This window comes from Fictibacillus nanhaiensis, assembly GCF_019801215.1.
Lineage (GTDB): Bacteria > Bacillota > Bacilli > Bacillales > Fictibacillaceae > Fictibacillus > Fictibacillus nanhaiensis_C.
Genome location: NZ_JAHVJO010000001.1, coordinates 370643 through 388140, shown reverse-complemented (window position 1 = coordinate 388140; position 17498 = coordinate 370643). Strand labels below are relative to the sequence as shown.

Here is a 17498-nt window from a genome sequence, read left to right as displayed (position 1 = left end):
TTTATCCTTCAGTTAGTTCTAAAAATTCTTCTACGTCAGCCGCCGCTAACTCAATTCCTTTTAGCCAGAAATCCTGCTTCGTAATATCAATCCCTAGATGCTTTTGTGCGAGTTCTTCTACTTCCATCTTACCTGTGTCTTGTAATAGTGAGATATATTTTTCCTCAAAAGCTGGACCTTCTTCTTTTGCTTTCGCGTAGATTCCTGCTGAGAATAAATAGCCGAATGTGTAAGGGAAATTGTAAAACGGAACATCTGTAATATAGAAATGAAGCTTAGATGCCCAAAAATAGGGATGATACTCTTCAAGTGAATCATTAAACGCTTCTTTTTGAGCTTCTTCCATCAATTCACATAAACGTTCTACAGATAACTGTCCTTCCTTTCTCTCTTCATACATTTTTGTCTCAAACAAGAAACGAGCTTGAATATTCATGAAAAACGCTACAGACCGCTGAGCTTTATCTTCAAGAAGTGCTACTTTTTCTTCTTTCGATTTAGCATTGCTAACAGCAGCATCAGCAACGATCATCTCTGCAAATGTAGAAGCAGTCTCAGCTACATTCATTGCATAATTTGTTGCATAATAAGGAAGCTCCTTTAAAACGTCTGAATGGAACGCATGGCCAAGTTCATGAGCCAAAGTAGAAACATTGCTAGGGGTTCCAGAGAATGTCATAAAAATTCGAGTTTCTTTTTTCGTTGGAAAACCTGTACAAAATCCTCCAGGTCTTTTTCCTGAACGATCTTCCGCTTCAATCCACCCATCTAAAAAGGCTTTTTCAGAGAAATCAGCCATTTTAGGAGCCAATGAACGGAACTGCTCTACAATGAATTGAGCTGCTTCATCGTAGTTCATTTTACTGTTGGCTGATGATAATGGCGCATCGACATCGTACCAGCTTAATTTTTCTAATCCTAAAAGCTTTGCCTTGCGATCGAGATACTTTACGAAGATCTCTTTTTGAGAATTAATCGCAGCCCACATTGCTGTAAGTGTTTCTTCTTTCATACGGTTAATCTCAAGAGGTTCTTTTAACGTCTCTTTCCATCCTCTGTGCTTGTAGATCTCGTTTCTAAATCCTGCAATATGGTTAAGAGATGCCGCACAAAATTCTCCTTCGTTATCCCAAGCTTCCACAAACTTTTGGAAGGTATCTTTTCGTACTTTGCGGTCTGGACTGGAAAACTTGTTTTCAGCCTGTCCGACTGACAATTCTTCCACTTTTCCATCAATCTCAACTTTAATATTTATTCTGCCGACCACCATATCGTATAGTGTGGACCATGCGTGATAGCCATCAACAGCTAAATCATTGATCAAAGATTCTTCAGCGATGCCTAATTTCTCTTTAGCATGCATTCTTCTTTCGTTTAACGAAAACGCAATATCCTTATATTCTGGCATACTTACGAGGTCTTTCCACGTTTCTTCACTGATCTCCATAAGCTGCTGATCCAGTAATGAACCCACATTCGAGAACGCTGCATAAACGGACTCTAGTCTTCCTCGAAGTCCCATCGCCTTTTTATCTTTAACATTTTGAGCGATTAAACAGCCTACGAATGAACCAGTAGTAGAAAGCCGCTCTGAAAAAGTTTGCAACTCCTGAATAAGATTTAAAAAGTTCTCGTTCGAAAAAGTAAATTTCTCCGCTTTTTTTGCCAGTGACTTTACTTCATCTTCATGCCATTTTATTTCTGCTGATAGCTCTTTTGAATCACTTCCACCTGGAAAAACTGAATCCAATTCCCAAGTCTGCCTTAAATCTTGTAATAGCATATTTTTTCCCCCTGTATATGTACATAATGACTCTCTATTCTTATTATAAAAAATATTCACACAAAAATCGACTCTGAAGTTTATTTTTTCTCCTGTTTACAGATAAAAACTCTCCGATTGGAGAGTCTTTTTTGGTTATTCCACAATGGAAACATATATAAAATAGGCTAACATCAAAACGAACGATCCATACAAAACAGTTTCTTGCATATCAACGCCTCCTAGTTTATTTACCTATTCTATTCCCTGTTTGTTTCTTATAAACACCTCGAATTTGTTCCATTTATCGTGCTTGTTTTCCAAGGTTTGCTTTCGCCTGCTGAATTAACTCTTTCACCATTCTTCCGCCGATCTGACCGCCTACTCGGCCAGCATCCTTCGAAGTAATCTGCCCGTTATATCCTTTTTCAAGGGATACTCCCATGTCTCTTGCTACTTCATATTTCACATCATCAGGGGACTGGTCTGACACGTTATATCCCGCTTCTCTCATTACTTTCGCTTTTAATTTATCAAGTCCTTCTCTTGCTTCGGGAACAATGGGTTGTCTTTTTCTTCGTGCCATCTTTAAAAACTCCTTTTTTCTTTAGTTTGCCCTCTTGCATAAATAAAAAGGCTGTAAATGTTACCAGCCTTTTTTGTAAATGCTATGAACGTTCACCTTGTTGACGGCTTCTATAAAATTCATGAAACAGTTTCATGAGTGCCCGTTTTTCGATCCGTGAGACATAGCTCCTTGAGATCCCCAACTGCTTCGCGATTTCACGCTGTGTTTTTTCTTTTTGCAGATCGAGTCCAAAACGGCCAACGATTACTTCTTTTTCGCGGTCGTCAAGGACATGAATGTAATCGTATATCTTTTTCTTTTGCATCTTTAACTGAATGGCATCCACAACATCTTCCGTTTCCGCTTTTAATACATCAATCAACGTTATTTCATTTCCTTCTTTATCCGTTCCAATCGGATCATGAAGAGATACATCTTTTTTTGTCTTTTTTAAAGCTCTTAAATGCATGAGGATTTCATTCTCAATACACCGTGCTGCATATGTCGCAAGCTTCGTCCCTTTTCCTCTAGAATAGCTCTCGATCGCTTTAATGAGGCCGATCGTACCGATTGAGATCAAGTCCTCCGTATCTTCTCCTGTGTTTTCAAATTTTTTAACGATATGCGCTACAAGCCTTAAGTTATGTTCGATCAATAACCCTCTTGCATGTTCATCTCCATTTGCCATATCTTTTAAGTACTGCTTTTCTTCATTCTCAGACAGTGGCTGGGGAAAGGCATTGTTTTTTACATACGAAACAAACAGCATCACTTCTTTAAAGAAATAGGCCAACACACCTACTAATGACATGACAGCACCTCCAAGACTGTTCTTACTTCTTTATCTTTATGCGGAGCTGGGCTTGGGTGTGTCTGTACATTAAAAATGACCGGAAACCTTTTCGTTTATTCATTCGTACTAGAAATAAATGGTTTTCAAAATCGTTTATGACATACTATAATTAGCATGAAATGAGGTGAAGACTTGAATAAAACGAAAAAACTAATCGCAGGTGTTTCTTCTGCATCTGTTGCCGTTATGCTTACAGGCTGTAACAATTATCAAGCAGAAGATCTTCCGCCTGAGCCAACAGATACAGAATGCCAAGATTGGGAATGGGATGAAGAGGATGGAGTTTATGAATGTGACGATGCTAACTCTCGATTCTTCGGTCATTATTTTTTGGCAGGAAAGTTCTTCAAAGGCAAAAACAGTTTATTAAAAAGCTCCGCCTACAAATCCTATAAAAACAGCTCCAGCTTTAAAGGGAAAGGTTCTGGATTTGGAAGCAGCAAAGGATTTGGCGGATAAAAAAATGAGGAGTTGTCGGAATGAACTTATTTCTTAATTTTGCTCTATACGCAGCTACAGGCTTAGGGTTATTGTTTGTTGGCTTTGTCGTTTTTGAACTCACAACAAAAACAAAGGAACTTCAATTGATCAGTAAAGGCAATACAGCGGCTGCCTTATCTCTTGGTGGAAGACTATTTGGTCTTGCTTTTGTTATCGGTTCTTCGATCGCTAATTCATTAAGCATCGTAGATCTTCTCATCTGGGGAACAGTTGGGATTATTGCACAGATCATTGCTTTATTTGTTGCAGAACATCTAGCTATTAGATCAAGCATATCTAAAGCCATAGATAATGATAATAAAGCAGTTGGGTTACTCGTTATGTTTCTCAGCCTTTCCGTTGGATGGGTTATCGCTCAGTGTCTTACATATTAATATAAAAAAGCATATGGCAGATGCCATATGCTTAAATTTTTTCCCCAACGTATATGACGTAAACAGCACGGTCCTCATCAATTTCAGCTGAGTCCCTTTGAAACTGACCTTGTCGTGGAATATGAACAACATCTTTTAATAAATACCGAATAACATCCCAATGGCTATTCATTGCCTGAACATGTAACAATGGCATATCTCCTGTATTGTTATACTGTCTAAACTCTATAAATATTCCTCTACCTTTATAACTGGATTCTTCAGAGAATTTTTTAACTGGCCCGATCTCTTTTACAATCAATATTTCTTCATCATCCATCATTTCATTCGATTGAAGTTCATATTCCTTTTGTCCAGAGACAAAAAATTCACATAGCTGTCGTGCGTATTTTTCATCATTGTGCATGTTATCTGGAATCTTGTAAGTTAAGAAAGGTTCGTATCCATCAACTTTTTCTATGTAATAAGTGAGTTCCATAATTTTCATTCCTTTTTGTTTTTGTTATGTTTATCATATCAGATTATTAAGAGAAGTATGGTGCGGAGGTTTTCATTCAAATGCTGAACTACACTCAAGAAAGAAAACGATTTTATGAAAAGCTGCCTGAGTTTTGGGCAGATATGTATGGACAAGAATATGCTTTATACACTCCTTATCCGATTGAATCTACAGAAAAAGAATCAGTGAAAGAATTTGGTACGAAAGCAAGCCATATTTTGTTTAAGACAGCTTCTCTCTTGCAATCACCTGAAATTAAGGATGAGACCTTACAGTTGTTAGGGTTTCCAGACTCTTTAGTAGCATTCTTACGTTTTCAATCTCCTCTCCCGAAAACAGTAATCGGCAGGATTGACTCCATTGAGACTCCTGATGGACATAAGGTAATGGAATTTAATAGTGATACACCTACGTTCATTTATGAATGTTTTAAAGTTAATGAACTTTTGTGTGAACACTTTCGTAAGATTAACCCGAATGCTGGGATGGAAAAAGATTTAAGACACGCGATTCGAACTTCACTCCTATCTTCGTATCGCGGCCTCGGAACTTCACATTCTCCAAACATCGCCTTTACTTCTCATGGTGAAAATATGGAGGATAAACAGACCGTTCTTTATTTGCAAAAACTATGCGGATTTCCATCTCAATACATTCCATTAGAAGAGTTGATCATTCAAAAAAATGAAGGACTGTATGATCAAAATGGCAAGAAAATAGATGTGTTATATAGACAGACCTTTCCGATTGAACTCCTTATTCAAGATAAAGATTTAGAAACAAACGAACAGATTGGACTTCAGTTAACAGACCTTGTGATTCAAAACAAGCTGGCCATCGTAAATCCTCCTTCAGCTTTCTTGTTACAAAGTAAAGCTGTGTTGGCTCTTATATGGGGATTGTATGAAGAGCGGTCACCTTATTTCACTTCACAAGAACATGAATGGATTTCCCAATATTTTTTGCCTACCTATTTAGAACCAGACCCATTTCTTAGTAAAAAGGAACGTTATGTACAAAAACCTGTTTTTGGGCGTGAAGGAGACACTGTTCGGATTTTCGACGGCAACGGCAACATAGTCGATCAAGACAAAAATGCGACGTATGAACAGTATGCAAGTGTGTATCAAAAGTATGTTCCGCTCCCTAAGATGAAGTTTGAATGTGAACGAGGAAATATGGAAGGTCATAGGATGACAGGCACCTTTATCATTAATGGAAAACCTAGCGCTTTTGGCTACAGAGTTGGGAATCCCATTACTGACAACCTTTCGTACTTCTTACCTTCATGCCTGCAAAATTAAAAGAGCCTTTCTCGCGTTCAAGCGAGATGGCTCTTTTGTAGTTACATCATAAATGTATTGTATGAGGCCTTTTCTTTAGCACGATCATAAAGAGTATTTACGCGCTCGTCGTATAGGTACTGTTCTTCTGAACGGTGGTTTCTCTTTATTGAAAAGGTAATGGTTATAAAAAACAAATGCAGTGTAAACATATGGTTATTCACTCCTATTATTGTTATATATTTTTTAATTCATCAGGTTGAGTCTTTCTCCGTCAGCAGCCATGTCAGCAGTGTAATGCTTACCATTATCATCTCAATCTCCTCCTTAAAGTTTTTTATATAAAAAATACCGCAGTACGATTCCTGCGGTAAAAATGGGCACAAAAAAACCGCAGGTATTCGACCCACGGTATGTTTTATCCAAAGTTAAATAGACATACTGCTCCAGAGGGCGGCCGAACGTAAATGTATATTCAATTGACTATTAAAACTGCATTTAATGATCATTGTGTTCAACCTCCTTCATCTTTTTACTTTACTTAGAAAATCATACACAATTTACCATGTGTTGTAAAGTTTTGGATGGCCTTTAAAAGGATATGCATTTCGTTTTATTTGTTGCCAATTTTTTTATCTTTTTTTAAAAATGGGTTTTTGGATATATAAGATATTTATGTGTACACTTTCACAAACTTTAATTATAATTATAGCTGTAAAGGGGGAATAACAAAATGATACATCCTAAAGTTATTTTCGCATCAACAAGACCTATTTCACTTACTGCTTCGGTCATACCTGTTCTCTTCGGAACGATACTTGCATTACAATGGACAGACATGAACTGGACCACATTTTTACTTACTCTATTTGGAGCTGTTTTTTTACAATGTGGGACAAACCTTGTTAATGATTACTTCGACCATGTAAAAGGAGCTGATTTAGAGGGCTCACTTAGTCCTTCTGGTGTGATTGATCGAAAGGAAATGACACCGCGTCAAGTCTATGTAACCGGTATTATATTCTTTTCAATTAGCATTATAATCGGTTTAATTTTAACAGCACTAACTGGGCCGGTTGTGCTTTATATTGGAATTCCGTCTTTATTAGTTGGCTATTTTTATACCGCTACACGTTATGCACTGGCTTATAATGCTTTAGGGGAGGTCGCTTCAGGGAGTACGCTTGGAATATTGGCTGTTGTTGGTTCTTTTTATACCCAGACCTTGAACGTGAATTCTGAAGTTTTTTTAGCAGCAATCCCGAATGCTTTACTCGTAATGGCGATTCTGCATGCAAATAATTTAAGAGATTTTGATACAGATAAACAGATCGGAAAAACAACAATCGCAGGACTCATTGGCAGAAATGCATCTCAAATTGAATATTTCATTTTACTGCTTGGAACATATATAAGCTTAATCGGTCTTGTTCTTTTAGATATCTTGCCGGTATGGAGCCTTATTGCTTTTATTACTCTGCCAATCGCAATAAAAGCTCTGAAGATTGCCGTTTCAACGTGGGAACCGAAACAGCTGAATAAAGTTCTTGGTTTAACAGCTCTACTTCACTTATCATTTGGAGTGTTGCTATGCATTGGAACCGTAACAGGAATATTCCTTTAAAAATACAGCTGTCCCCTCAATGATGATGGAGGACGGCTTTTTTTATTCTTTCCTGCTACTTTTACTATTGTTCGGTGCTCATAGCTTATTACGATTTCTATCGGTTTTTAATAGTGATATTCATTATGGCAGCCGTTTAATTAATTATGAAAACAAAAATACCGTTCCCCTTATAGGAACGGTATGTGAAATTATTATTTTGTTAATTCTTGTAATTGTACTTTGCATTTTCGAACTACATTGTACATCCCCGCTGTAAAACCTAAGCAGGTTAGCGAAGCAATACCTAAAGTAATAGATTGAACGAAGTTTTTATCTTCTACTGGAAGAATCAATCCTAAGTAGAAGAATGTGCTTACTGCCAACAAAATAAAGCCAAAGCGCTGGTAGTCAGCCATCTTTTTTTGTAATTCTTTTTCCATTTTGTTTGTCATAGCAGCCTCTACCTCCTGTCCTCTATTAACAGGATAACATAGGTAAGACATTCAGTTACCAAGCATTTTTTGACAAAACGGTGAAAAAACTATGGCTAAATAGTGATAAAAAAGAACAAGCCTGCTACAGCCTGTTCTCGAATGTTAATCGTTTAATGCATTTTTCAAATCTTCGATAAGATCCTCCGCGTCTTCAATTCCAACTGATATACGAACTAACCCATCTGTAATTCCAAGTTCTGCTCTTCTATCTTGTGGAATGGAAGCATGAGTCATTCTTGCTGGAACGGAAATTAAGCTTTCAACAGCTCCCAAGCTTTCAGCTAGCGTAAAATACCGCACCTTTTTCAGAACGGCATTTGCTTTTTCTTCACTGCCTACATCGAAGGATACCATGCCTCCATAACCGCCAGATTGTTTTTTAGCGATATCATGCTGAGGATGATCTTCTAGCCCAGGATAATAGATTTTTTCTACGGAAGGATGTTCCTTTAAGAAGTCTACGATTCTTTTCGTATTGTTCTCATGAGCTTCCATTCGAAGACCTAATGTTTTAATACCGCGAATCAATAACCATGAATCTTGAGGCCCAAGTACGCCGCCAGTCGAATTTTGAACAAAATGGAGGTCTTCACCTAGCTTATCGTCGTTTACAACAACAAGACCTGCAACAACATCACTATGTCCACCAATATATTTTGTGGCTGAATGTAAGACGATATCAGCTCCTAATTCGATCGGATTTTGCCAATATGGAGTATTGAACGTGTTGTCTACCATAAAGAGCAGGTCCTTCGATTTGGACCATTTTGCAACAGCTTCAATATCTGTAACTTTTAATAGTGGGTTCGTAGGAGTTTCCACATATAATGCTTTCGTATTGGGCTTCAGCGCCGCCTCAATCTGCTCAATATCAGTCGTATCAACAAACGTGGATTCGATACCGAGACGATTAAGAACTTTAGACATTACTCGGAACGTACCTCCGTATACGTCATCCGTCAAAATAACGTGATCTCCAGAATCAAACAGCATCATGACAGCTGTAATGGCAGCCATACCTGAACCAAAAGCAAAGCCCCTGCTTCCGCCTTCTAAGTCTTTAATGAGTTCTTCAAGTGCATGACGAGTAGGATTCCCCGTTCTTGAATATTCAAATCCTTTATGAACCCCTACCTCATCCTGCTTATACGTGCTTACTTGATAAATTGGAAAAGACACAGCTCCTGTATGTTTATCAGAAGGAATGCCTCCGTGAATCAATTTTGTTTTTCTTTTCATATCAGATGCCTCCTTCGTAAATTTTCTTGCTTAAATAACGCTCAGAACTGTCTGCAAAAACCGTTACGATTACATCGCCATTTTTAGCTGATTGAGCTTCCAAAAGCGCTGCATGCAAAGCTGCTCCGGAAGAACTCCCAACGAGCAAACCTTCTTTTTTGGCAAGCTCGGTTACTCGTTTGAATGCATCTATATCCGTCACCGTGTGAATGCTGTTAAAATAGGAAGAATCCATATAATCCGGGAGAAATTCCATTCCGATTCCTTCAGTTTTGTGCGGACCCGACTCACCACCGTTTAAGATCGATCCTTCAGGCTCAACAATAACAGTCTTTACGTTTGGATTTTTTTCTTTAAGATAACGCGATGTTCCCATAAACGTGCCGCCTGTACCTGCTCCTGCCACAAATATGTCCACCTTGCCATCTAAGTCATTCCAAATTTCTGGCCCCATTGTCTTATAATACGTGTTTGGATTTTCAGGATTGGAAAATTGTGAAGGAGAAAATGAGTCAGGCACCTCACTTAAGAGTTCTTTCGTTTTCAATATAGCACCCTTCATCCCATCGGCAGTTGGTGTATGAATGACTTTCGCTCCCAAGGCTTTCATGAGCTCCTGCTTTTCTAAGCTAAACTTTTCAGGAATGACGAACCAAACATCGATTCCTTTGTTGATCGCCGCTAATGCAAGACCGATTCCCGTATTACCCGCTGTAGGTTCAATAACGGTTCCGCCACTCTTAAGCAATCCTTTTGATAGTGCACTTTCTAGCAGCTCCATTCCCAGGCGGTCTTTTACACTGCCGCCTGGATTCATGAACTCAAGTTTTGCAAAGAGACGAACCCCTTTTGGAAGGGAGAATTGCGTAATTTCCATTAATGGGGTGTTCCCGATTAACTCATGTACATTTTTATAATACTTCATGCTTCCTCTGCCCTCTATTCTCTGAACCCTCTATTCTGCGAATACAACGTGCCACTCGTCTTTTTGCGATAGCATTTTACGAGCGATCTCTTTTGCTCCTTCAAGACTATGGTTAGCCGCCCAGCCGCATTGCACTTCGTTGCAAGCAGGAACTTCTGTCGCTTCAAGTACGTCGTTTAGTGTTTTTTCAAGAACTTCTAAGATTTCTTCATAGTTATCATGGTTGATAACTGATAAATAAAAACCAGTTTGGCAACCCATCGGGCTGATATCAACAACAGTAGAATGGTGGTTACGGATATTTTCTGCCATTAAATGTTCGATCGAGTGTAGCCCTTCCATTGGCATATGGTCTTTATTGGGCTGACAAAACCGAATGTCATATTTATGAATAACGTCTCCGTTTGCACCAGTGGTTGTTCCAGCTAACCGGATATATGGGGCAACTACTTTCGTATGGTCAAGGTTAAAACTCTCTACATTCATCTTTTTTGTCATAATGATTTCAGCTCCTCTACGATTTGTTGTACAAATTCTGCTGAGTTCTTCGATGCTGTTTTTAAGAATTGATCATAAGATAGACGTGCATCTTTTCCGGCAATATCCGATAAAGAGCGGATAATTACAAAAGGAACATCAAACTGATAGCATGTTTGTGCGATGGCCGCAGCTTCCATTTCAGCTGCGTAAAGCATCGGAAATTTGCCACGTATGTCTTCTACCCTCTCGTGGTCGCTCATAAACGAGTCACCTGATGCAATCAGTCCTTTAACAACCTGAACATTCTGTACGCGGCTGCCTGCTCGAAGTGCTGCTTCTACAAGCTTTTGATCAGGAAGGTAATTGGCAGGCATTTGAGGAACCTGCCCGTATTCATACCCAAAGATTGTTGCATCTACATCATGGTGTCGAACTTCCGTTGAGATGACAACGTCTCCCACGTTTAATTCGGCATGAAATCCACCTGCTGAACCGGTATTTAAAATAACATCAGGCTGATACATCTGGATCATAAGTGTTGTACCAATCGCAGCATTCACTTTACCGATTCCTGATTTTAATAAGACTACCTCTTGGCCGTTTAAGTATCCTTGGTAAAACTCACAGCCAGCTAGCTTCTTTTTTTGAAGCTCCGTCAGCTGCTCTCGTAAAAGAACAACTTCTTCTTCCATCGCACCTATAATTCCAATTCTCATTACACTGATTCTCCAATATTATTTTTTTACCGCTTCCATGAGCCATACATATTCATTGAGTCTTAAAAAGGAAATATCAAATTTATGCTTTTTAAAAATCTCCTCTAGAACTCCTAACGTCGTATAATATTCCGTTTGAAGATCTTGTAACAAATGAAGAAATCCTTGTTTTTTTACTTTTTCATGACGTTCTTTCTTATCGGCATCATGAAGATATGCGGTATCTGCAAATACAATTTTACCATCTTTTTCGAGCAGCTGGCTATAGCGTCCGATCGCTGTGTCTTTTTCATCGTCTGTTAAATGGTGAAAAGCGTACGTACTAACAACCGTATCAATTTTTTCATTTAAAACTGGGAATGACAAAAAATCTCCATCATGCAAAGACAACTGGGGATTCCGCGTTAATGCTTTTTCTCTCATCCCTTTTGAAGGCTCGATTCCAATTACAGTTTTTCCTTTAGCAAGCAGCTTCTGACTTAAGTTTCCTGTTCCGACCCCAAACTCCAATACGATATTCCCTGATCTATCTACAACTGCCTCTAAAATTTGATCATAGTTATGAAAAACCTCTTTATATTCCTGATCCTTACCCGAAACGGTTTCATCATAAGATGATGACCATTCATCAAAAAGTTCAATAAATTCTCGTCCCATTTGTTTCACTCCAAAGTTAAAATATATTATTCCTATCAATATACTATGAATTAGATGATTATAGGTTCCAAATTATCATAGTTTGTGTCTCTTATCAAATAATAAATTCCTTTATTTATTTTAAAATCGTGTCCAAATGGTTCCGCAAAAAAATAAAAGACTCTAAAGAAATGCTTTTAGAGTCTTAGTTAACTAGATTTTTTTGCTAAGAGTGCACTGATCGACAACAAAATAAATGAAAACAGGATAAGAAGCAAAGACAAAAGAAGCGCAGCTTTTTCATCCCCTAATAAAACATGGTCATATATGGCAAGTGGCGCAGTCTGCGTAACCCCTGGGATATTTCCTGCAATCATCAAAGTCGCTCCAAATTCACCTATGGCTCTTAAAAAAGCGAGCAGAGAAGCAGCAGTTAATCCATGTTTGGCTAATGGTAAGCTGACTTTAAAGAAGATTTTTATCATGGTTCCATCTAAACGAGCTGCATCAATAATGTTCTCATCCAAATTTTCGAAAGACGCCTTCGCTGTTCGAAAGAATAAGGGAAACGAAACAATCGCTCCTGCCAAAACAGCGGCTTTCCATGTAAAAATCCAATGAATGCCAAGACGACCTAACCCATCTTGTCCTAATAGTACAAGTAAAACGTATCCAACTACAGAAGGAGGAAGAATCAAAGGGAGACTAAAAACCGTTTCCATGATCAACTTTCCTTTAAACGAATATCGCGCAAACAAATAAGCGAGCGGTAAACCGGCTGTCATAACTAAGATCGTCGCAATAACAGCTGTTTCAATAGATAGTACGAACGAATGAATCAATTCTTAACACTCTCTCTAAAATGATATTTCCTTAGCACTAGTTGTCCCTCAGCTGATTGAACATATTGTATAAAGTCCTTCGTATCTTTTTTTGCTGAATTGACTACGTAAAGAGGATATTCAATAACGGGATACATGCTTTCTGGGATCGTCTCCAGAATGGTAAGATGTTTATTATCGACAGCATCTGTTTTATACATGATCGCATAATCAACAGCACCGTTTTCGACTAACCCTTTTAGATGAACAGCATTTTGACTGAAGCGAATCTCATCAAGTGATTTGTTTAGGTGCTCTAACACTTTTTCCGCATAAAAACCTGCTGGCACCCACTTTGGATCACCTATTCCAAGCTTTGCATCAGCAGGTAAGTCCTTTACAGATCTGACAGGTGAATTCAAACGTTTTCCCGCAACAAAAACAAGTTCGTTCGATGCTATAATACCTTCCTCTTTAAATGAAATCGTCGAGCCGCTAGGTACATAGTGGTCAATAGCTTGAGCTGAAAATACAAGGTCAGCAGGCGCACCTTTTTTTATTTGATTAAGCAGGACACCTGATGCGCCAAAATTGGCTGCAATATGAACGTGAGGATGGTCTTCTTCAAATTGTTTTATCCAATCTTTAACGGGTCCTTTCAAACTGGATGCAGCAGAAATATATAATACCGTCTCGGGCGGCTTTTCCGGCTTCTTACAGCCCATTAGTAAACTTGCAATAATAATCAAGATTATATAAACGGATGTAGTTCTTCTCATGTTTGCTCCTTATTTCTTAACTATCATTATTGAAGCACTTTTAGATAGAAAATTAAAGAAAAAAGACAATCCATGAAAAACAAGGATTGTCCTCTTAGAAATTTATTGAACTTTCGTTACGCTTGTCGGCTTCCATCCTTTTTCTGGAATCCATTGAAGTTGAACATCATATTTAACTTTGTCTACTTTAGAAGACACCGTCCCTTTAGAAAGATCAGGACCACCACCATTTCCTAACCAAAAGATCGTCATTTGATCTTCAGGGATATTCGTTGCATAAGAAAGAGCTTGGACCATCTCTTTCCAGTCTTGAGATTGATCATCATATGATTTTTGATGCGGTTCACTTTGGGAAGTACCCACTGGTTCCCATGGTCCTTCTGGGCCGCCGCCTTTGGTTTCTGATTCTACGTCTTCAGCTTGATCCCCTTCAGAATTTGCTTCTTCTTTCGCTTCATCAGAGGTTTTACCATCATTATTCTGTTCGTCTTTTTCAGTTTCCATTTCTATGGATGGATCATCTTTCGTTTCACTTTTACTCGTTGTTTGCTCATTTTCTGCTGTTGTTGTTGTTGCATCTTCATCACCAGAGAATAGGTTGAACCCAACAACGACAATTAATAATACTACTAATCCAATTGCTATGTTTAAAAAACGATTTTGTTTTCGCTTTTCTAATCTTGATTCATACCGTTGATTACGTTTCATGTTTTCCTCCCCAGAAAAGTAAAATAAGCTTCCTCTATTTTACCACGACCACAGTGTTTCGACATCACTTTCATTTTATTCCATTCCATTAACTATCTTCCCTTTTTTGACATTTCCATAACCTTTTTTGCAATATCGGCAAAAACAGGAGTTGTTCTATTGACTGTATCGTGTTTAAGGTCGACCACTACAAGCGCAAATCGAGGCTTGTCTGCAGGAAAATACCCCGCAAACCATTTATTATTGAAATGCTGACCTTCTCCTTTTTGAGCCGTTCCAGACTTTCCAGCCACCTGAAAAGGCAATGATTGCAGGCTGTGACCAGTTCCGTTTTCATCTTTTACTACGTGGAGAAGAAGAGATTGGAGCCTCATCATTGTATAGGATGATAAGGTGTCTTGTTTTCCTTTATGATCTTGAAAATCTATTAGTCGTGTACCATTAGCAAAGTTAACAGACTGAGCAGCTTTTACTTCAGACCACTCTCCTCCCCTTGCGATTGTTGCCATCATGTTTGCGACTGATAAAGGTGTAACCTTAACATCAAGCTGTCCAATCGCCGTCTGTGATATGGCAAGCTGGGATCGATAGTCGTCCTTTTCTTTTTTACCGCTTTGCAATTGTCCTTGTTCTTCTTTGTAAAAATGTGAAAAATGAGGAAGATGATACACTTGGCCACTCCAGCCATTGATTTGAAGTAGACCTAACCGTGTTGCATAATCTTCTAAAATGTTCGGATGTGCTGTCACCAAATCATTTGCAAGCTCTCCAAAGGTCTTATTACAGCTTTGGGCAAAACTTTCCTCAAAGTTTAAAAATCCTAGTTGTCTCTCATCTTCTTTTCCATAAATGTTTGTATTGCAATCATAGCGTGAATCATTCTGAATGATATTTTCTTCAATAGCCGCTGCAGCGGTTACAATTTTAAAGATAGAACCCGGAATTTGCTGAGTGGTCATCTTATTCTCATGTTTGTAGATGGCATCACTCGTGAATACAGGACGACTCGCCATAGCTAAAAGCTCATTCGATTCGATGTCTAACAGAACGGCTCCACCATCTTCAAGCTTATGAAGGTCTAAATACATTTCCACTGTTTCCTGCATTCTTTTATCAATAGTGGTCACAACATGGAGAGGATATAATGGATTTGTTTGAGTGCGGTATTTTACATCCAGTCCAAATAGAGGATTTCCTTGCCTGTCCACATGATAGATAAACTGGGTCTCTCCTTCTGATATCAAGAAGGGATCAAACGTATATTGCATCCCGTTTTTACCTGTTTTCGTTGCAAGACTTATCGTCCCTTTATCCATTTTTTCTTTATATCTTCGAGTGATTAAGTCGGGGTCTTCACCGACAGCACCGATGACATGATTAGCAAAAGGCAGAGGTTTTCTTCGCGTCACAAGCTGGGCATACAACCCAGGTATCTCCATATCATTGATCTGATTCATCTGTTGTATTGAAATCTCATGGTTGGTTGGAAGGGATGAAGGTTTTTTTAGACCTTGAATCATAGTCCGCACATCGTCAGGAGGCAGCTGCAGGATATTCGCAATAGCAACGATAGGCCAATCTTTCGTATAAAGGTTAGGAAAAACAACAATTTGCGGCTTAACATCTGTTGATAGAAGCTCACCGTTCCGATCCAGAAAAAAGCCTCTCCCATCATTTATCGTAAAACGGTGTGTTCGTTGATTCACACTTTCTTGGATAAGATTTACCTGTTTTTTTGAAAATGATTTCGTGGAGATCAGTTGTATATCAGCTAATCGGTATATTAAGAATGTCATAAATAATAAAATGCCAATTCCTGTACCCATTACTCTTTTTCTTGATAACACGTGTGATCACCACCTTAACCCCATTTTCGCCTCATCTTCATTTTCTTAAACAAAAAAGAGACCTTGGCCTCTTAAGCCAAAATCTCTCTTTGCAGGTTCATTTATAAAGCTCTTATTTCACTTCTAAAATGACTACCTTTATCTCCCCACCTGGCGTTTGTACAGAAACTTTATCTCCAGGCTTCTTTCCGAATAAACTTTTTGCCATCGGTGAATCGTTAGAAATCTTTCCTTCAAAAGGATCGGCTTCTGCACTTCCAACAATGACATAGGATTCTTCATCGCCATCAGGGAGTTCTTTAAATTTCACTGTTTTCCCAATGGAAACGTTATCAGATTGGTCCTTATTATCTTCAATAATGACCGAATCGCGAACCATCTTTTCTAATTGAACAATTCGTGCTTCAACGAAAGCCTGCTCGTCCTTAGCGGCATCATACTCGGAGTTCTCAGAAAGATCACCGAAGCTTCGTGCTACTTTAATACGTTCTACAACTTCTTTTCTTCGTTCTGTTTTTAGAAATTCTAATTCACTTTCTAGCTTTTGCTTACCCTCTAGGGTCATATAGTGTTTTTTCTCGTCTGCCATGTTCTTCACTCCTTCAATAATCAGTACCCTTGATACGTTATATGATAATTCGGGCAGGGTATGTATAAAAAATAGGACAATAGTTGATTGCCTAGCCGCTTAACGGGAAAGGTTGTCCATGAAAACTGAAAAAATAAGGAGATGTTTCCTCATTTTTTCAGCAAAGCTTTGTCTTCTAATATCGTCTTGATTTTCGTAACCATTAAATCAATGGCCACAAGGTTTTGACCGCCTTCAGGAATGATGATATCTGCATACCTTTTGGTCGGCTCAATGAATTGATTATGCATCGGCCGTACGACTGAAGTATATTGATCGATTACGGACTCCAATGTTCTTCCTCTGTCTCGGATATCACGAACCATTCTTCTAATGATTCTTACGTCTGCATCTGTATCGACAAACAACTTTATATCCATCAAATTACGTAATCGTTCATCTTCAAGAATCAGAATACCTTCCAATATAATGACATCTTTAGCATCAACTGGGATAATTTTATCACTTCTTGTATGTGCTGTATAGTCGTACACTGGTTTTTCAACTGATTCATAGGATTGAAGTGACATGATATGCTGAATTAATAAATCATTATCGAACGCAAGAGGGTGATCATAATTTGTCTTTAAGCGCTCTTCCATTGATTTTTCAGATTGATCTTTATAATAAGCATCTTGCTCTATAATCAGAATTGATTGATTTGCAAACTGCCGATAAATTTCTTTAGCTACCGTGGTTTTTCCTGATCCTGATCCACCTGCAACCCCAATTACGATAGGTTTTTTTCCCATTTTCATTACTCCTCTAAAATAAACTGC

General features: G+C 38.4%; 21 protein-coding genes. 4 read left to right on the top strand and 17 right to left on the bottom strand.

Annotated elements, in window-relative coordinates; translation table 11 throughout:
• Position 1 precedes the first annotated feature (1 nt).
• The 3 genes from KUV80_RS01930 to sigK form a co-directional block, all read right to left on the bottom strand.
• Complete coding sequence (locus tag KUV80_RS01930; protein WP_222461000.1) at positions 2 to 1783, bottom strand: M3 family oligoendopeptidase; 1782 nt, start codon at positions 1781 to 1783, stop codon at positions 2 to 4.
• A gap of 283 nt (positions 1784 to 2066) precedes the next feature.
• Positions 2067 to 2348 carry an alpha/beta-type small acid-soluble spore protein gene (locus KUV80_RS01925; protein ID WP_222460999.1) on the bottom strand — a complete coding sequence of 94 codons (282 nt, stop codon included), beginning with the start codon at positions 2346 to 2348 and terminating at the stop codon, positions 2067 to 2069.
• Positions 2349 to 2430: 82 nt separating this feature from the next.
• Positions 2431 to 3141, bottom strand: coding sequence for an RNA polymerase sporulation sigma factor SigK (gene sigK, locus KUV80_RS01920; RefSeq protein ID WP_222460998.1), 711 nt, complete (start codon positions 3139 to 3141; stop codon positions 2431 to 2433).
• 174 nt (positions 3142 to 3315) lie between these two features.
• On the opposite strand from sigK, the gene KUV80_RS01915 reads away from it, so the two are divergent.
• Both KUV80_RS01915 and KUV80_RS01910 read left to right on the top strand, forming a co-directional pair.
• Positions 3316 to 3642 (top strand): aminotransferase yhxA, encoded by a 327-nt coding sequence (locus KUV80_RS01915; RefSeq protein ID WP_222460997.1) that lies wholly within the window; start codon positions 3316 to 3318, stop codon positions 3640 to 3642.
• A gap of 20 nt (positions 3643 to 3662) precedes the next feature.
• Entirely contained in the window at positions 3663 to 4058 is a 396-nt protein-coding gene (locus tag KUV80_RS01910) for a DUF350 domain-containing protein (protein WP_222460996.1), read from the top strand.
• 31 nt (positions 4059 to 4089) lie between these two features.
• On the opposite strand, the gene KUV80_RS01905 is transcribed toward KUV80_RS01910, so the two are convergent.
• Positions 4090 to 4536, bottom strand: coding sequence for an RNA helicase (locus KUV80_RS01905; protein ID WP_246625005.1), 447 nt, complete (start codon positions 4534 to 4536; stop codon positions 4090 to 4092).
• Positions 4537 to 4616: 80 nt separating this feature from the next.
• Here KUV80_RS01905 and KUV80_RS01900 point away from each other — a divergent pair, with 80 nt between their 5' ends.
• The gene (locus KUV80_RS01900; RefSeq protein WP_222460995.1) at positions 4617 to 5861 is read left to right on the top strand and encodes a glutathionylspermidine synthase family protein; all 1245 of its coding nucleotides are present in this window, start codon (positions 4617 to 4619) and stop codon (positions 5859 to 5861) included.
• A gap of 41 nt (positions 5862 to 5902) precedes the next feature.
• On the opposite strand, the gene KUV80_RS18875 is transcribed toward KUV80_RS01900, so the two are convergent.
• Positions 5903 to 6052, bottom strand: a complete 150-nt coding sequence (locus KUV80_RS18875) for a YrzI family small protein (RefSeq protein WP_222460994.1) — start codon at positions 6050 to 6052, stop codon at positions 5903 to 5905.
• 521 nt (positions 6053 to 6573) lie between these two features.
• Here KUV80_RS18875 and menA point away from each other — a divergent pair.
• A complete protein-coding gene (gene menA / locus KUV80_RS01890; RefSeq protein ID WP_222460993.1) occupies positions 6574 to 7464 on the top strand; it encodes a 1,4-dihydroxy-2-naphthoate octaprenyltransferase in 891 nt (296 codons plus the stop codon).
• Between the two features lie 194 nt (positions 7465 to 7658).
• Here the strand turns inward: menA and KUV80_RS01885 are convergent, their stop codons facing one another.
• The 12 genes from KUV80_RS01885 to udk all read right to left on the bottom strand — a co-directional run bounded on the left by KUV80_RS01885 (position 7659) and on the right by udk (position 17471).
• Positions 7659 to 7898 carry a YrhC family protein gene (locus tag KUV80_RS01885; RefSeq protein ID WP_222460992.1) on the bottom strand — a complete coding sequence of 80 codons (240 nt, stop codon included), beginning with the start codon at positions 7896 to 7898 and terminating at the stop codon, positions 7659 to 7661.
• 144 nt (positions 7899 to 8042) lie between these two features.
• Positions 8043 to 9179 (bottom strand): bifunctional cystathionine gamma-lyase/homocysteine desulfhydrase, encoded by a 1137-nt coding sequence (locus tag KUV80_RS01880; protein ID WP_222460991.1) that lies wholly within the window; start codon positions 9177 to 9179, stop codon positions 8043 to 8045.
• 1 nt (position 9180) lies between these two features.
• Positions 9181 to 10104 carry a PLP-dependent cysteine synthase family protein gene (locus KUV80_RS01875; RefSeq protein ID WP_222460990.1) on the bottom strand — a complete coding sequence of 308 codons (924 nt, stop codon included), beginning with the start codon at positions 10102 to 10104 and terminating at the stop codon, positions 9181 to 9183.
• A 30-nt stretch (positions 10105 to 10134) separates the two neighbouring features.
• Positions 10135 to 10602 carry an S-ribosylhomocysteine lyase gene (locus KUV80_RS01870; RefSeq protein ID WP_222460989.1) on the bottom strand — a complete coding sequence of 156 codons (468 nt, stop codon included), beginning with the start codon at positions 10600 to 10602 and terminating at the stop codon, positions 10135 to 10137.
• Positions 10599 to 11300, bottom strand: coding sequence for a 5'-methylthioadenosine/S-adenosylhomocysteine nucleosidase (gene mtnN / locus KUV80_RS01865; protein ID WP_222460988.1), 702 nt, complete (start codon positions 11298 to 11300; stop codon positions 10599 to 10601). The genes KUV80_RS01870 and mtnN overlap by 4 nt, the downstream gene beginning before the upstream one ends.
• Before the next feature lie 18 nt (positions 11301 to 11318).
• Positions 11319 to 11957: a class I SAM-dependent DNA methyltransferase gene (locus KUV80_RS01860; protein WP_222460987.1), complete on the bottom strand. Its 639-nt coding sequence runs from the start codon at positions 11955 to 11957 to the stop codon at positions 11319 to 11321.
• 188 nt (positions 11958 to 12145) lie between these two features.
• Positions 12146 to 12778 carry a molybdate ABC transporter permease subunit gene (modB, locus tag KUV80_RS01855; RefSeq protein ID WP_222460986.1) on the bottom strand — a complete coding sequence of 211 codons (633 nt, stop codon included), beginning with the start codon at positions 12776 to 12778 and terminating at the stop codon, positions 12146 to 12148.
• Positions 12775 to 13536, bottom strand: coding sequence for a molybdate ABC transporter substrate-binding protein (gene modA, locus KUV80_RS01850; protein ID WP_222460985.1), 762 nt, complete (start codon positions 13534 to 13536; stop codon positions 12775 to 12777). The genes modB and modA overlap by 4 nt, the downstream gene beginning before the upstream one ends.
• Before the next feature lie 102 nt (positions 13537 to 13638).
• Positions 13639 to 14244: a YrrS family protein gene (locus tag KUV80_RS01845; RefSeq protein ID WP_222460984.1), complete on the bottom strand. Its 606-nt coding sequence runs from the start codon at positions 14242 to 14244 to the stop codon at positions 13639 to 13641.
• Positions 14245 to 14336: 92 nt separating this feature from the next.
• The gene (locus KUV80_RS01840; protein WP_222460983.1) at positions 14337 to 16091 is read right to left on the bottom strand and encodes a peptidoglycan D,D-transpeptidase FtsI family protein; all 1755 of its coding nucleotides are present in this window, start codon (positions 16089 to 16091) and stop codon (positions 14337 to 14339) included.
• Positions 16092 to 16203: 112 nt separating this feature from the next.
• On the bottom strand, positions 16204 to 16680 hold the full coding sequence (gene greA / locus KUV80_RS01835) for a transcription elongation factor GreA (protein WP_222460982.1): 477 nt from the start codon (positions 16678 to 16680) through the stop codon (positions 16204 to 16206).
• Between the two features lie 149 nt (positions 16681 to 16829).
• The gene (gene udk, locus KUV80_RS01830) at positions 16830 to 17471 is read right to left on the bottom strand and encodes a uridine kinase (protein ID WP_222460981.1); all 642 of its coding nucleotides are present in this window, start codon (positions 17469 to 17471) and stop codon (positions 16830 to 16832) included.
• Between the last annotated feature and the right edge of the window lie 27 nt (positions 17472 to 17498).

Coding starts and splice junctions, on each gene's coding strand:
- KUV80_RS01930 (WP_222461000.1), bottom strand. CDS start 1,783: ATGCTATTACAAGATTTAAGGCAGACTTGGGAATTGGATTCAGTTTTT.
- KUV80_RS01925 (WP_222460999.1), bottom strand. CDS start 2,348: ATGGCACGAAGAAAAAGACAACCCATTGTTCCCGAAGCAAGAGAAGGA.
- sigK (WP_222460998.1), bottom strand. CDS start 3,141: ATGTCATTAGTAGGTGTGTTGGCCTATTTCTTTAAAGAAGTGATGCTG.
- KUV80_RS01910 (WP_222460996.1), top strand. CDS start 3,663: ATGAACTTATTTCTTAATTTTGCTCTATACGCAGCTACAGGCTTAGGG.
- KUV80_RS01905 (WP_246625005.1), bottom strand. CDS start 4,536: ATGGAACTCACTTATTACATAGAAAAAGTTGATGGATACGAACCTTTC.
- KUV80_RS01900 (WP_222460995.1), top strand. CDS start 4,617: ATGCTGAACTACACTCAAGAAAGAAAACGATTTTATGAAAAGCTGCCT.
- KUV80_RS18875 (WP_222460994.1), bottom strand. CDS start 6,052: ATGTTTACACTGCATTTGTTTTTTATAACCATTACCTTTTCAATAAAG.
- menA (WP_222460993.1), top strand. CDS start 6,574: ATGATACATCCTAAAGTTATTTTCGCATCAACAAGACCTATTTCACTT.
- KUV80_RS01885 (WP_222460992.1), bottom strand. CDS start 7,898: ATGACAAACAAAATGGAAAAAGAATTACAAAAAAAGATGGCTGACTAC.
- KUV80_RS01880 (WP_222460991.1), bottom strand. CDS start 9,179: ATGAAAAGAAAAACAAAATTGATTCACGGAGGCATTCCTTCTGATAAA.
- KUV80_RS01875 (WP_222460990.1), bottom strand. CDS start 10,104: ATGAAGTATTATAAAAATGTACATGAGTTAATCGGGAACACCCCATTA.
- KUV80_RS01870 (WP_222460989.1), bottom strand. CDS start 10,602: ATGACAAAAAAGATGAATGTAGAGAGTTTTAACCTTGACCATACGAAA.
- mtnN (WP_222460988.1), bottom strand. CDS start 11,300: ATGAGAATTGGAATTATAGGTGCGATGGAAGAAGAAGTTGTTCTTTTA.
- KUV80_RS01860 (WP_222460987.1), bottom strand. CDS start 11,957: ATGGGACGAGAATTTATTGAACTTTTTGATGAATGGTCATCATCTTAT.
- modA (WP_222460985.1), bottom strand. CDS start 13,536: ATGAGAAGAACTACATCCGTTTATATAATCTTGATTATTATTGCAAGT.
- KUV80_RS01845 (WP_222460984.1), bottom strand. CDS start 14,244: ATGAAACGTAATCAACGGTATGAATCAAGATTAGAAAAGCGAAAACAA.
- greA (WP_222460982.1), bottom strand. CDS start 16,680: ATGGCAGACGAGAAAAAACACTATATGACCCTAGAGGGTAAGCAAAAG.
- udk (WP_222460981.1), bottom strand. CDS start 17,471: ATGGGAAAAAAACCTATCGTAATTGGGGTTGCAGGTGGATCAGGATCA.